The following is a 14190-nucleotide window of genomic DNA, read 5'->3' on the forward strand; positions in this document are numbered from 1 at the left end:
CACCATGGCCCTCCTCCTGCACCGCATCGGCCGCTTCGCCTACCGTCGCGGCTGGCTCGTCATCGTCACCTGGGTGCTCGCGCTCGGGGCGTTCCTCGGCGCCGGCATCGGCCTCGGCGGCCAGCTCCAGGAGTCGTTCGCGATTCCCGGTACCGAGTCGCAGTCGGCGATCGATCAGCTCGCCGCCGTGTTCCCGCAGACCGCCGGTGCCTCGGCGCGCGCGGTCGTCGAAGCCCCCGACGGGGCCAGCGTCGAAGACGCGCACTACCGCGACGCCATCGACGAGATGTCGAGCGAGCTCGCCGACATCGACGGCGTCGCGAGCGTGCTCGGACCCTTCGACGAATACGCCGGCGACCAGGTCTCCGGCGACGAGCGCACCGCGATCATCCAGGTGCAGTTCGACGGCCCGAGCACCGACGTCACCCAGGCGCAGCTCGACGCCGTGACCGCCACCAAGAGCCTCGCGACGGATGCCGGCATGGAGGTCGCGTTCGGCGGCGAGGTGTTCCAGGACACGAGCTTCGGGCTGACCGTCACCGAGGCGCTCGGCGTGCTCTTCGCGGGCGTCGTGCTCTTCATCACCTTCGGCTCACTCCTCGCGGCGGGCATGCCGCTGCTCACCGCCCTCGTCGGCGTCGGTCTCGCCTTCGGCGGCATCTCGATCGTCGCCGCCATTACGCCGGTCTCCAGCACCGCGCCGATGCTGGCGGTCATGATCGGCCTCGCCGTCGGCATCGACTACGCGCTGTTCATCCTGTCCAGGCATCGAACCCAGCTCGCCCGCGGACAGGACCCGGAGGAGAGCGCCGCCGAGGCGGTCGCGACAGCGGGCGGCGCGGTCGTCTTCGCCGGGCTCACCGTGATCATCGCGCTCCTCGGCCTCCTCGTCGTCGGCATTCCGTTCCTCAGCGTCATGGGCGTCGGCGCGGCCTTCGCCGTGCTGATCGCCGTCGTCGGCGCCGTCACCCTCCTGCCCGCGCTCCTCGGCGTGCTCGGCACGCGCCTCGTGCCGAAGCCCGGCAGTCGCGCGCACCGGCGCGCCAACGCCTCGGACGACGGTGGCAGGAAGCCCCTCGGCCGGCGCTGGGTCGACACCGTGCTGAAGGCGCCGATCGCCTTCGTCGTCGTCATCGTCGGCCTGCTCGGCGCCGCATCCCTGCCCGCGCTGAGCCTCGACCTCAACCTGCCGAGCGCGGCGACCGACCCCGTCGGCTCCAGCTCGCGCGAGGCGTACGACCTCATCTCCGACGGCTTCGGTCCGGGCTACAACGGCCCGCTCATCGTCACCGTCGACATCACGCAGACGACCGACATCTTCGACGACCTCGACGCGATCGGCGCCCGCATCGGCGCGCTCGACGACGTCGCCTACGTCGGCGACGGCATGCCGAACCCGACCGTCGACACCGCGATCATCCAGGTCATCCCGGAGAGCGCGCCCGACGACCCGGCGACGAAGCAGCTCGTGGAGTCCATCCGCGAGCTCGAACCCGGCATCCAGGCCGACTTCGGCACGCCGATCGCGGTGACCGGCTACACCGCCGTCTCGATCGACATCTCGCAGCGGCTCACCGACGCGCTCGTGCCCTTCGCGCTCATCGTCGTCGGGCTGTCGATCGTGCTGCTGCTCATCGTGTTCCGCTCGGTGTTCGTGCCGGTGAAGGCCGCGCTCGGCTTCCTGCTCTCCGCGTTCGGCGCCATCGGCGTCACGGTCGCGGTGTTCCAGTGGGGCTGGTTCGCCGACCTCCTGCACATCGAGCCCGGGCCGATCCTGAGCTTCCTGCCGATCCTGCTGATGGCGGTGCTCTTCGGCCTCGCGATGGACTACGAGGTGTTCCTCGTGTCCGGCATGCGGGAGGAGTTCGTGCGATCGAAGCGCGAGACGCCGGGCGGGCGCCCGCGCGAGGCCATCGTGCACGGCTTCCAGCACGCCGCCCGGGTCGTGACCGCCGCGGCCCTCATCATGTTCTTCGTGTTCTTCGCCTTCGTCCCGGAGGGCTCCGGGCCGATCAAGGGCATCGCCTTCGCGCTCGCGATCGGCGTCGCGTTCGACGCCTTCCTCGTGCGGATGACGCTCGTGCCCGCCGCGATGGCGCTCGCCGGGCGTGGGGCGTGGTGGCTGCCCAAGTGGCTCGGCCGGGTCCTCCCCGATGTCGACATCGAGGGCGAGGGCCTGCGCGCCCACCTCGATCAGGAGGCCTGGGCGAAAGCGCGGCCGGCCGCGGTGCTCGCGGAACGGGCGACGTTCGGCCTGCCCGAGCGCGCGATCGGCCCGATCGACGTCGAGGTGCCCGTCGCCGGCGTCCTGCTCGTCCGCGGCGACGCGGTCGACCGCCGGGTCGTCGTCGCGACGCTCGCCGCGCGGCTCGCGCCGGTCGACGGCCGGCTCGCGGTCCTCGGCCGTCCGCTGCCCGGTTCCGGCGGCGAGGTGCTCCGCCGCGTCGCGATCGCGGAACTCTCGGCCGATCAGGCCCTCGACGGCGGCACGGTCGGCGAGCTGATCGCCCGCCGGCTCGACGCCACGCGCCCCTGGTACCGCCTCACGCCCGCCTCCAGGGCGGCGGAGGAGTGGGCCAGGAAGGCCGCGCTCGCGATCGGCGAGCGCTTCGACGCCGACACCCCGCTCGAATCCCTCGGCGCCGCCGCTCGCGCCGTCGTCGCCACCGCCGCGGCGCTCGCGGAGCGGCCGCACGCCGTCGCGATCGACCTCGACGAGGCCCCGGGCACGGCGACCGCCGAGCTCTGGGACGCGCTCGCCGTCCTCGTGCCCGCCGACGTCGCCCTGATCGTCGGCATCGGCCGCGCCGCCCAGGCGCCCGCCGTTGGCAGCCTCTTCGCCGCGCGCGGAGTCGAGACGATCGACCTCGCCGCGCTCCCCGTTCCCCCCGTCACCACCGACCACCAGGAGGCCCTGCGATGAGCGGCCGACTCTCCCGACTCTTCGGAACCACGCCGGCCCAGCGCCGGCTCCGCTACGGCGTGCTGCTCGCGGCCGTCATCGCCGTGCCGCTCGCGGTCGCCGGTGTCGTGTCCGGCGCCGTGGCGGGCGGGAACGACCAGCTCCAGCAGATCCCCGCGATCGTGGTGAACGACGACGAGATGGTCACGACGACCGACGCCGACGGCGCCGAGCAGCAGGTCCTCGCCGGTCGTCTGCTCGTCACCGAGCTCACCGGCGGTGACGCCGCCGGGTTCGACTGGACCATCTCGAACGACGAGGAGGCCGCGAAGAAGCTCGCCGACGGTGAGGCGTACGCGGTGCTCACGATCCCGTCCGACTTCTCGGCCTCGGTGACCTCGCTCTCGGGTTCGAACCCGACGAAGGCGAACCTCGAGATCCGCACGGACGACGCGCACTCCTACCTCGCCGGCTCGGTCGTGCAGTCGGTCGGCGACGCGATGACCGCCGCCTTCGGCCGCACCCTCACCCAGCAGTACCTCGAGGGCCTCTACGCCGGGCTCGCCGACTTCGGCGGCTCGCTCGGTCAGGCCGCCGACGGCGCCTCCGAGCTCGCCACCGGTGCCGGCTCGCTGTCGACCGGCGTCGGTCAGCTCTCGACGGGCGTCGCCTCGGCGGCGTCCGGCGCCTCGGATGCCGCAAGCGGGGCCTCGCAGTACGCCGACGGCGTCCGGCAGTACACGAACGGCGTCAGCCAGTACACGGGCGGTGTCGACGGCATCGCGGGCGGGCTCGGCGAGCTCGCCACGCAGACGACCGGACTCGGCCAGCTCGGCAGCGGCGTCGGCGGGTATGTCGGAGCGGTGGACACGTACTCGGCGCAGCTGGCCGACGTGACCGCCCGGATTCTGGCGAACACGGACCCGTCCGCGATCCCCGGGCTGTACACCGAGCTGGCGACGGTCAGCGGCACCATGACCGCCGTCGCCGAGCAAGGTCAGCCGCTCGCGGCCGGGACGGCCGGGCTCGGGGCGCTCGAGAGCGGAATCGCGCAGGCGGCCGCCGGTGCTCAGCAGCTCGCGGCGAACTCCGCCGGCATCCGTGACGGCGGTGCTCAGCTCGCGGACGGGGCATCCGGTCTCGCCTCGGGCGTCGGCGAGCTCGCCGGCGGACTCGACCAGCTCGCGACCGGCGCCTCGAGCGCGGCGACGGGTGCGGGCGAGCTCGCGAGCGGCGCGAAGCAGTTCGCGAGCGGGCTGTCGGACGGCGCAGAGCAGGCGGACGCCCTCACCGATGTGAACGGCCCGGAGATGGCCGACGTCGTCTCGCAGCCGGTGACGGTCGACACGACGCGCAACCACGAGATCGCTTCGACCGGCGAAGCCGTCGGCATGTGGTTCGCGCCGATCGGGCTCTGGGTGGGCGCGCTCGCGATGTTCCTCGTCTTCCGGCCGTTCGGCCGCGAGGCGCTCCGCAGCACCGCATCCACCGGCGGCCTGGTCTGGCGGGCGCTCGCCCGCGCCGGGCTCGTGGCCCTCGGCCAGGCGGTCGCGGTCGTCGGACTGCTGCACCTCGCGCTCGGGGTGTCGTGGTCGCTGCTCCCGCAGACGCTCGCGTTCTCCGCGCTCGCGGCGCTCGCCTTCACCGCGGTGCACGCCTGGCTGATGACGTGGCTCGGACGGGGCGGCATGATCATCTCGCTCGTGCTCGTCACCCTGCAGCTCACCGCGACCGGCGGCCTCGTGCCGATCGAGGCGCTGAGCGGGCCGTACCAGACGATCAGTCCGTTCCTGCCGCTCACCTGGGCGGTGCAGGGCATGCAGCTCATCGTCTCCGGTGCCGGGGGAGCTGGCGTCGCCGGGGCGGCCGGCGTGCTCGCGCTGTTCGCCCTGATCGGGGTCGTCGGCACCGGCATCGTCGTCGGACGCCGTCGAGGCATCCGCTCGATCGGCTTCGCCTCCGCCGCGCTCGGCTGAGGTCCGCGGTTCCCTGAGCTCGTCGAAGGGGAGTCGGTTGGTTCCCTGAGCCTGTCGAAGGGGAGTTGGTTGGTCCCCTGAGCTCGTCGAAGGGATGTTGGTTCCCTGAGCTCGTCGAAGGGGTGTCACCCTTCGACAGGCTCAGGGGGCCATGCCGCCAGGGGCCGAGTCGGCCGAGCGCAAGCCCCCTGGCCGACGGCGGGCGGCTGTTAGCCTGAGCAGGAGCCCGAGGAGGGATCTCGATCACCATGCCGGACGCCCAGACGCCCCCGACCACCCGCGGTCCCCGCGCCGCCTACGAGATGATCGTCGTGTCGAACCGCTTGCCGGTCGACTACGTCGAGTCCGCCGACGGCGCGCCCGGCTGGCGGAGCTCCCCGGGCGGCCTCGTCACGGCACTCGAGCCGGTGATGCGCGCGGAGGACGGCGCGTGGATCGGCTGGGCCGGCGTCGCCGACCGCGAGTTCGAGCCGTTCGCGCACGACGGCATCGAGATCATCCCGGTGCCGCTCACGGCCGACGAGCTCGAGGACTACTACGAGGGCTTCTCGAACGACACCCTCTGGCCGCTCTACCACGACGTCATCGCCCCGCCGTCGTTCCACCGCGAGTGGTGGGACGCCTACGTCCGCGTCAACCGCCGCTTCGCCGACGCCGCGATCGAGGCCGCCGCCGAGGGCGCCGTCGTCTGGGTGCACGACTACCAGCTGCAGCTCGTGCCGAAGATGCTCCGCGAGGCGCGTCCCGACCTCGTGATCGGCTTCTTCAACCACATTCCGTTCCCCGCATACGGCATCTACTCGCAGCTGCCCTGGCGCCGCCAGGTCATCGAGGGCCTCCTCGGCGCCGACGTCGTCGGCTTCCAGCGGGCGGCGGATGCCGGCAACTTCTCCCGTGCGGTGCGGCGGCTCTTCGGCTACGCGACCCGGGGCTCGATCATCGAGGTCCCGGAGGAGGGCGGGGAGCTCCGACGCGTCGTCGCCCGCCACTTCCCGATCTCGATCGACGCCGCAGGCTTCGAGGAGATCGCCCGCCGCCCCGAGGTGCAGGCGCGCGCCGCCGAGATCCGGCACAACCTCGGCGACCCCGAGACGATCATGCTCGGCGTCGACCGGCTCGACTACACGAAGGGCATCCGGCACCGGATGAAGGCCTTCGGCGAGCTGCTCCGCGACGGCCGGCTCTCGGTCGAGGACGCGACGCTCGTGCAGGTCGCGAGCCCCTCGCGCGAACGGGTCGAGACGTACCGGCAGCTGCGCGACGAGATCGAGCTCATGGTCGGCCGACTGAACGGCGACCACGGCGAGCTCGGGCACCCGGCGATCTCCTACCTCCACCACGGCTATCCGCGGGAGGAGATGGTCGCCCTCTACCTCGCGGCCGACGTCATGCTCGTGACCGCCCTCCGCGACGGGATGAACCTCGTCGCGAAGGAGTACGTCGCCTGCCGTTTCGACGAGGACGGCGTGCTCCTGCTCAGCGAGTTCACCGGCGCGTCCGACGAGCTGCGCCAGGCGGTGCTCGTGAACCCGCACGACATCGAGGGGCTGAAGGACGCGATGATCGCGGCCGTCGAGATGCCGAAGGCGGAGCGGAGCCGGCGGATGCGGGCGCTCCGGCGGCGCGTGCAGTCGAACGACGTGGCCAACTGGTCCTCCGCCTTCCTCGAGGCCCTGACCGGCGCGGGCAAGATCCCGGCCGGCATCGCCGACACCCTGAGCGCGGCGGTCGGCCGGCTCGCGACGACCGAGCGGCTGCTCGTCGCCCTCGACTTCGACGGCACGCTCGCGCCGCTCGTCGACCGGCCGGAGGACGCACGGGCCACGGCCCGGGCGCGCGCGGCGGTCGAGCGGCTCATCGCGAGCGACGACACCCGTGTGGCCATCGTGTCGGGCCGCGCGCTCGAGAGCCTCCGCGAGGTCGCCGACCCGCCGGAGGGCGTGCTCCTCAGCGGCTCGCACGGCGTCGAGCTGCAGCTCGACGACGGCGGGGTCACGATCGAGCTCCGCGACGTCGAGCACGCGCGGCTCGCGCGGATGACGGAACTGCTCGAGGATGCCGCGTCCGAGGCCGACGGCGCCTGGGTCGAGCACAAGCCCGCGGGCCTCGCGCTGCACACGAGGCAGCTGCCCGTCGCCGTCGGCGCCGCCCTCCAGCACGCCGCGCGCGAGCGCATCGAGGACGAGCTGCCCGGCGTCACGGTGCGCACCGGCAAGTCCGTGATCGAGTTCGCGGTGCGCTCGAGCGACAAGGGGGAGTCGCTCACCCGGGTGCGCCAGTACCTCGGCTCGACGGCCGTGCTCTACGTCGGCGACGACGTCACCGACGAGGACGCGTTCGCCGCGCTCGACGTCGACGACGTCGGCGTGAAGGTGGGGCAGGGCAAGTCGCTCGCCGGCTACCGCGTGCGCGGTCCGGAGGACGTCGCGCTGCTCCTGGAGGCGCTCGCCGAGGCACGGGAGGCGGCGCGCGAACACACCTCGCGCTAGCCATAGACTCGATGCATGTCGGAGTTCGATCCCAAACCGCGTAGCCGCACCGTCACCGACGGCATCGAAGCCATGACCAGCCGGGGCATGCTCCGGGCCGTGGGCATGGGAGATGCCGACTGGGACAAGCCCCAGATCGGCATCGCGAGCTCCTGGAACGAGATCACCCCCTGCAACCTCTCGCTGAGCCGCCTCGCGCAGGCCGCGAAGGAGGGCGTGCACTCGGGCGGGGGATACCCGCTGCAGTTCGGCACCGTCTCGGTCTCCGACGGCATCTCCATGGGCCACGAGGGCATGCACTTCTCGCTCGTCTCCCGCGAGGTCATCGCCGACTCGGTCGAGGTCGTCATGGAGGCCGAGCGCCTCGACGGCTCCGTCCTGCTCGCCGGCTGCGACAAGTCGATCCCCGGCATGCTGATGGCGGCCGCGCGGCTCGACCTCTCCTCGGTCTTCCTCTACGCCGGATCGATCGCCCCGGGCTGGGTGCGCCTGTCCGACGGCACCGAGAAGGACATCACGATCATCGACTCGTTCGAGGCCGTCGGCGCCGTCAAGGCGGGCACGATGAGCGCGGCCGACGCGAAGCGCATCGAGTGCGCCTTCGCCCCGGGCGAGGGCGCTTGCGGCGGCATGTACACCGCGAACACCATGGCCTCGGTCGCCGAGGCGCTCGGCCTGTCGCTGCCGGGGTCGGCGTCGCCGGCCTCCGCCGACCGCCGCCGCGACTACTACGCGCACCGTTCGGGCGAGGCGGTCGTGAACTTGCTGAAGCACGGCATCACCGCGCGCCAGATCCTCACCAAGAAGGCGTTCGAGAACGCGATCGCCGTCGGCATGGCCCTCGGCGGCTCGACGAACATCGTGCTGCACCTCCTCGCGATCGCCCGCGAGGCCGAGGTCGACCTCACGCTCGAGGACTTCAACCGCATCGGCTCGAAGGTGCCGCACATCGGCGACCTGAAGCCGTTCGGCAAGTACGTCATGAACGACGTCGACCGTCGTGGTGGCGTCCCGGTGCTGATGAAGGCGCTGCTCGAGGCCGGCCTCCTGCACGGCGACGTGCTCACCGTCACCGGCAAGACCATGGCCGAGAACCTTGCCGAGATGGACCTCCCGCCGCTCGACGGCGAGGTGCTGCACACCCTCGACGACCCGATCCACGAGACCGGCGGCCTCACGATCCTGCACGGCACGCTCGCCCCCGAGGGCGCCGTCGTGAAGACGGCGGGCTTCGACGCGGCCGTCTTCGAGGGCCCCGCGCGCGTGTTCGAGCGCGAGCGCGGCGCGATGGACGCCCTCACCAACGGCGAGATCAAGCACGGCGACGTCGTCGTCATCCGCTACGAGGGCCCCAAGGGCGGCCCCGGCATGCGCGAGATGCTCGCCATCACCGCAGCCATCAAGGGCGCCGGGCTCGGCAAAGATGTACTACTCTTGACGGACGGTCGATTCTCAGGCGGCACAACCGGCCTGTGCATCGGCCATCTGGCACCCGAAGCAGTCGACGCAGGTCCGATTGCCTTGGTGCGCGATGGTGATCTGATTCGGGTCGATATCGCGGCCCGGTCCATCGACCTACTGGTCGACGAGGCCGAGCTGGCCGCCCGCCGTGAAGGCTGGGCGCCGCTTCCTCCGCGCTACACCCGAGGCGTTCTCGCGAAGTACTCCAAGCTCGTGCGCTCCGCTGCCGAAGGCGCGACCACTGGCTGAGTGCTGCGCTCATTCGCACACCCGTTCACCCAGATAGGAACCGCATGCCCACGGAATCCCACCCCGTGCCGTCGCCTGCCCCAGCCCAGCCGGGCGCAACCGAGACGATCACGGGCGCAGAGGCGGTCGTCCGCTCCCTCGAGAACCTCGGCATCACCGATGTCTTCGGTCTCCCCGGCGGCGCCATCCTCCCCGTCTACGACCCGCTGTTCGAGAGCCGGAAGCTCCGGCACATCCTCGTCCGGCACGAGCAGGGCGCCGGCCACGCCGCCCAGGGCTACGCGTCGTCGTCGGGCAAGCTCGGCGTCGCCATCGCGACGTCCGGCCCCGGCGCGACGAACCTCGTCACGGCCATCGCCGACGCCCACATGGACTCGGTGCCGCTTCTCGCGATCACCGGCCAGGTCTTCTCCAACCTGATGGGGACCGACGCCTTCCAGGAGGCCGACATCGTCGGCATCACCATGCCGATCACGAAGCACTCCTTCCTGGTGAAGCGCGCCGAGGAGATCCCGGCGACGATCGCGGCGGCGTACCACATCGCCACCACGGGCCGCCCCGGCCCGGTGCTCGTCGACATCACGAAGGACGCCCAGCAGAACACCTTCGCGTTCCGCTGGCCGCCGAAGGTCGACCTGCCCGGCTACCGCCCGATCACGAAGGCGCACGGCAAGCAGGTCCTCGCGGCGGCGCAGCTCATCGCCGAGGCCGAGCGCCCGGTGCTCTACGTCGGTGGCGGGGTCATCCGCTCCGGCGCCTCCGCCGAGCTCCTGGAGCTCGCCGAGGCGACGAAGACGCCCGTGGTGACCACGCTGATGGCGCGCGGCGCGTTCCCCGACTCGCACCCGCAGCACCTCGGCATGCCGGGCATGCACGGCACCGTCCCCGCGGTGCTCGCGCTGCAGGAGTCCGACCTCGTCGTCTCACTCGGTGCGCGGTTCGACGACCGGGTGACCGGCAAGGCCGCGCTCTTCGCGCCGAACGCGAAGGTCGTGCACGTCGACATCGACCCGGCCGAGATCTCGAAGATCCGCACCGCCGACGTGCCGATCGTGGGCGACCTGAAGGACGTGCTCGTCGACCTGCTCGCGGCCTACCGCGACGTCGCCGCGCACGGCACCGCAGACACGAGCGAGTGGCAGGCCACGCTCGAGGGGCTCCGCAACGAGTACCCCCTCGGCTACGCGCCGACCTCCGACGGCCTGCTCTCCCCGCAGTACGTGATCCAGCGCATCGGCGAGCTCACCGGCCCCGAGGCGGTCTACGCCGCCGGCGTCGGCCAGCACCAGATGTGGGCGGCGCAGTTCATCAAGTACGAGCGTCCGAACGCCTGGCTGAACTCGGGCGGCGCGGGCACGATGGGCTACGCCGTTCCCGCCGCGATGGGGGCGAAGGTCGCCCAGCCCGACCGCCACGTGTGGGCGATCGACGGCGACGGCTGCTTCCAGATGACGAATCAGGAGCTCGCAACCTGCACCCTGAACGACATCCCGATCAAGGTCGCGATCATTAACAACTCCTCGCTCGGCATGGTCCGCCAGTGGCAGACCCTGTTCTACGACGGGCGCTACTCGAACACCGACCTGAACACGGGGCACGACTCCGTGCGGGTGCCGGACTTCGTGAAGCTCGCCGAGGCCTACGGGGCGCTCGGCATCCGCGTCACGAAGGAGGAGGAGGTCGACGACGCGATCAAGCTCGCGCTCGAGACGAACGACCGGCCGGTCGTGATCGACTTCGTCGTCTCCGCCGACGCCATGGTGTGGCCGATGGTCCCGCAGGGCGTCTCGAACAGCTACATCCAGTACGCCCGCGACCACTCGCCGGCCTTCAGCGAGGAGGACTGACCATGTCGACCCACGTGCTCTCCCTCCTCGTCGAGGACAAGCCGGGCCTGCTGACCCGCGTGGCGGGCCTGTTCGCCCGTCGCGGCTTCAACATCGAGTCGCTCGCGGTCGGTCACTCCGAGATCGACGGCCTCTCCCGCATCACCGTCGTGGTGGACGTCGAGGAGCTGCCGCTCGAGCAGGTCACGAAGCAGCTGAACAAGCTGATCAACGTGATCAAGATCGTCGAGCTCGACCCCGCGCAGTCGGTGCAGCGCGAGCACCTGCTGATCAAGGTGCGCGTCGACAACACGACGCGTTCGCAGGTGCTCGAGGCGGTGAACCTCTTCCGCGCCCGCGTGGTCGACGTGTCGACCGACGCGCTCGTGATCGAGGTCACCGGCGACTCGGGCAAGACCCAGGCGCTGCTCAAGGTGCTCGAGCCCTACGGCATCAAGGAGATCGCCCAGTCCGGCCTCCTCGCGATCGGCCGCGGCGGCAAGTCCATCACCGAGCGCGTCTTCAAGAACTAAGCACTCTGCTCCCCGAGCTCGTCGAGGGGAGCGCCGACCCCGTGGTCCCTTCGACAGGTTCAGGGGACCAGATCAAAGGAAAAGGAACAGCAATGGCTGAGATGTACTACGACCAGGACGCCGATCTCTCGATCGTCCAGGGCAAGAAGGTCGCCGTCATCGGCTACGGCTCGCAGGGGCACGCGCACGCGCAGAACCTCCGCGACTCGGGCGTCGAGGTCGTCATCGGCCTGAAGGACGGCTCGAAGTCGATCGCCAAGGCCCAGGAGGCGGGCTTCGAGGTGAAGAACGTCGCCGACGCCGCCGCGTGGGCCGACGTCATCGTCATCCTCGCGCCGGACCAGTACCAGCGCCACATCTACGCCGAGTCGGTGAAGGACAACCTGAAGGCGGGCGACGCGCTCGTCTTCGGCCACGGCTTCAACATCCGCTTCGGCTACATCCAGGCGCCCGAGGGCGTCGACGTCATCCTCGTCGCCCCGAAGGCGCCGGGTCACACCGTGCGCCGCGAGTTCGTCGCGGGCCGTGGCATCCCGGACATCATCGCCGTCGAGCAGGACGCGACCGGCACCGCCTGGGAGCTCGCGAAGTCGTACGCGAAGGCGATCGGCGGCACCCGCGCCGGCGTCATCAAGACGACCTTCACCGAGGAGACCGAGACCGACCTGTTCGGCGAGCAGGCCGTGCTCTGCGGCGGCACCTCGCAGCTCGTGCAGTACGGCTTCGAGACCCTCGTCGAGGCTGGCTACCAGCCGGAGATCGCCTACTTCGAGGTGCTCCACGAGCTGAAGCTCATCGTTGACCTCATGTGGGAGGGCGGCATCGCCAAGCAGCGCTGGTCGGTCTCCGACACGGCCGAGTACGGCGACTACGTCTCGGGCCCGCGCGTCATCGACCCCTCGGTCAAGGAGCGCATGAAGGAGGTCCTCGGCGACATCCAGAACGGTGCCTTCGCGGAGCGCTTCATCGCCGACCAGGACAACGGGCAGAAGGAGTTCCTCGAGCTCCGCGCCAAGGGCGAGCAGCACCCGATCGAGACCACGGGCCGCGAGCTCCGCAAGCTCTTCGCCTGGAACTCCTCGGACGACGACGACTACGTCGACGGCGAGGTCGCGCGCTGATCGTGCGCTGAGCCTCGGGGGAGCGCAGCTCCCGCGACCACGAACGGCCCGTCCCGGTTCTCCGGGGCGGGCCGTTCCGCGTTCCGGGGACGTCGCGACGGCACGAGCGGGGGAGCGGCGGAACCGGTGGATCGGCTCCATCTCGAAACATCGGATGTTCCGTGACAGGATGGACGGCGATCGCGGATCGGAAGGACGAGATGACCCCGGATTGGTTCACCGAGGCCCGCTTCGGCCTCTTCGTGCACTTCGGCGCCTACAGCGTCGCAGCGCGGCACGAGTGGGTGCAGCACTACGAACGGCTGAGCGACGAGGAGTACCGGGAGTACGTCGAGTTCTTCGATCCCGACCGCTTCGACGCGCGCGAGCTCGCGCGCACGGCGAAGGCGGCGGGCGCGGGCTACGTCGTGCTCACGACGAAGCACCACGACGGCTTCGCGCTCTGGGACTCGAAGCTCAGCGACTTCACCTCCGTGCGCAGCTGCGGGCGCGATCTCGTGCGCGAGACGGTCGACGCGCTCCGCGAGGAGGGGCTCCGGGTCGGGCTCTACCACTCGCTGATCGACTGGCACCATCCGGACTTCACGGTCGACTGGAATCATCCGCTCCGCGACGACCCCGCGGGCGCCGCGCTGAACGAGGGCCGCGACATGGCCCGGTACCGGGCGTTCCTGCACGGCCAGGTGGAGGAGCTCCTCACCGGCTACGGGCCGATCGACTCCCTCTTCTTCGACTTCACCTACCCGGAGACGAAGCAGGGCTGGGCGGGCAAGTCGGCGGAGGACTGGGATGCCGCGGGGCTCCTCGCCCGCTGCCGCGAACTGCAGCCCGGCATGCTCGTGAACGACCGGCTCGGCATCCCGGGCGACTTCGTCACGCCGGAGCAGTACCAGCCGACGAGTCCGATCCTGCGCGACGGCGAGCCGGTGCGCTGGGAGGCCTGCCAGACGACGAACGGCTCGTGGGGCTATCACCGCGACAACGACGACTACAAGAGCACGCCGCTGCTGCTGCGCATGCTCGTCGACTCGGTCTCGATGGACGGCAACATGCTGCTGAACATCGGACCGGACGGCCGGGGCGCGATCCCGCCGCGCGACCGCGAGATCCTCGACGGGATCGGCGAGTGGATGGCCCTGCACGACCGTGCGGTCGTCGGCGCCGGGCACGCCGGCCTCGTGCCGCCCCGCGAGGGCGTGTACACGCGCCGCGGCGACCGGCTCTACCTGCACCTGTTCACCTGGCCGCTCGGCTTCGTGCACCTGCCGGGGCTCGCCGGGCGGGTGCGGCACGCGCGGCTGCTCCACGACGGCTCCTGGCTGCGGCGGAGCGTCACGGACCCGCGCCAGGAGGCGCTCCTCACGCAGCCGGCGGGGCAGGCCGACGGCACGCTGACGCTCTCGCTGCCGGTGCGCCGGCCGGAGGTCGCGATCCCGGTGATCGAGCTCGTGCTCGAGGGCTCGGAGCCGGCACCGGTGTCGGTCCCGTCGTCGGCCTCCGCGGCGGGGTCGCACACGGGGTGATGCCAGGCATCCGATGTTTCCCGAGCTAAACATCGGATGAAAGTTGGCAAATCGCCGATTCGAGTGACATGATTGTGCTCGCACCACCGGAGTTCTCGGACTTCACCCGA

The 14190-nt window shown here is 71.2% G+C and carries 8 protein-coding genes; all 8 read left to right on the forward strand.

What is annotated here, in order from left to right:
- Positions 1 to 4: 4 nt before the first annotated feature.
- The 8 genes from ROT00_RS00995 (at position 5) to ROT00_RS01030 (ending at position 14080) form a co-directional block, all read left to right on the forward strand.
- Positions 5 to 2923: an MMPL family transporter gene (locus ROT00_RS00995; protein ID WP_404771655.1), complete on the forward strand. Its 2919-nt coding sequence runs from the start codon at positions 5 to 7 to the stop codon at positions 2921 to 2923.
- The gene (locus ROT00_RS01000; RefSeq protein ID WP_404771656.1) at positions 2920 to 4878 is read left to right on the forward strand and encodes a YhgE/Pip family protein; all 1959 of its coding nucleotides are present in this window, start codon (positions 2920 to 2922) and stop codon (positions 4876 to 4878) included. The genes ROT00_RS00995 and ROT00_RS01000 overlap by 4 nt, the downstream gene beginning before the upstream one ends.
- Before the next feature lie 248 nt (positions 4879 to 5126).
- Positions 5127 to 7367: a bifunctional alpha,alpha-trehalose-phosphate synthase (UDP-forming)/trehalose-phosphatase gene (locus ROT00_RS01005; protein WP_404771658.1), complete on the forward strand. Its 2241-nt coding sequence runs from the start codon at positions 5127 to 5129 to the stop codon at positions 7365 to 7367.
- A 15-nt stretch (positions 7368 to 7382) separates the two neighbouring features.
- Positions 7383 to 9077: a dihydroxy-acid dehydratase gene (gene ilvD, locus ROT00_RS01010; RefSeq protein ID WP_404771660.1), complete on the forward strand. Its 1695-nt coding sequence runs from the start codon at positions 7383 to 7385 to the stop codon at positions 9075 to 9077.
- A gap of 44 nt (positions 9078 to 9121) precedes the next feature.
- Positions 9122 to 10924, forward strand: a complete 1803-nt coding sequence (locus ROT00_RS01015; RefSeq protein ID WP_404771662.1) for an acetolactate synthase large subunit — start codon at positions 9122 to 9124, stop codon at positions 10922 to 10924.
- A 2-nt stretch (positions 10925 to 10926) separates the two neighbouring features.
- Positions 10927 to 11436: an acetolactate synthase small subunit gene (gene ilvN / locus ROT00_RS01020; protein WP_189084689.1), complete on the forward strand. Its 510-nt coding sequence runs from the start codon at positions 10927 to 10929 to the stop codon at positions 11434 to 11436.
- Positions 11437 to 11528: 92 nt separating this feature from the next.
- A complete protein-coding gene (gene ilvC, locus ROT00_RS01025) occupies positions 11529 to 12557 on the forward strand; it encodes a ketol-acid reductoisomerase (RefSeq protein WP_404771664.1) in 1029 nt (342 codons plus the stop codon).
- 200 nt (positions 12558 to 12757) lie between these two features.
- Entirely contained in the window at positions 12758 to 14080 is a 1323-nt protein-coding gene (locus tag ROT00_RS01030; RefSeq protein ID WP_404771666.1) for an alpha-L-fucosidase, read from the forward strand.
- Positions 14081 to 14190 lie beyond the last annotated feature (110 nt).

The organism is Agromyces mediolanus, assembly GCF_044917495.1.
Taxonomy (GTDB): Bacteria; Actinomycetota; Actinomycetes; order Actinomycetales; family Microbacteriaceae; genus Agromyces; species Agromyces mediolanus_B.

Excerpts from the sequence above, each read along its gene's own strand:
- ROT00_RS01030 (WP_404771666.1), top strand. The coding sequence starts at position 12,758 with ATGACCCCGGATTGGTTCACCGAGGCCCGCTTCGGCCTCTTCGTGCAC.
- ROT00_RS01005 (WP_404771658.1), top strand. The coding sequence starts at position 5,127 with ATGCCGGACGCCCAGACGCCCCCGACCACCCGCGGTCCCCGCGCCGCC.
- ROT00_RS01015 (WP_404771662.1), top strand. The coding sequence starts at position 9,122 with ATGCCCACGGAATCCCACCCCGTGCCGTCGCCTGCCCCAGCCCAGCCG.
- ROT00_RS01000 (WP_404771656.1), top strand. The coding sequence starts at position 2,920 with ATGAGCGGCCGACTCTCCCGACTCTTCGGAACCACGCCGGCCCAGCGC.
- ilvN (WP_189084689.1), top strand. The coding sequence starts at position 10,927 with ATGTCGACCCACGTGCTCTCCCTCCTCGTCGAGGACAAGCCGGGCCTG.
- ROT00_RS00995 (WP_404771655.1), top strand. The coding sequence starts at position 5 with ATGGCCCTCCTCCTGCACCGCATCGGCCGCTTCGCCTACCGTCGCGGC.
- ilvC (WP_404771664.1), top strand. The coding sequence starts at position 11,529 with ATGGCTGAGATGTACTACGACCAGGACGCCGATCTCTCGATCGTCCAG.
- ilvD (WP_404771660.1), top strand. The coding sequence starts at position 7,383 with ATGTCGGAGTTCGATCCCAAACCGCGTAGCCGCACCGTCACCGACGGC.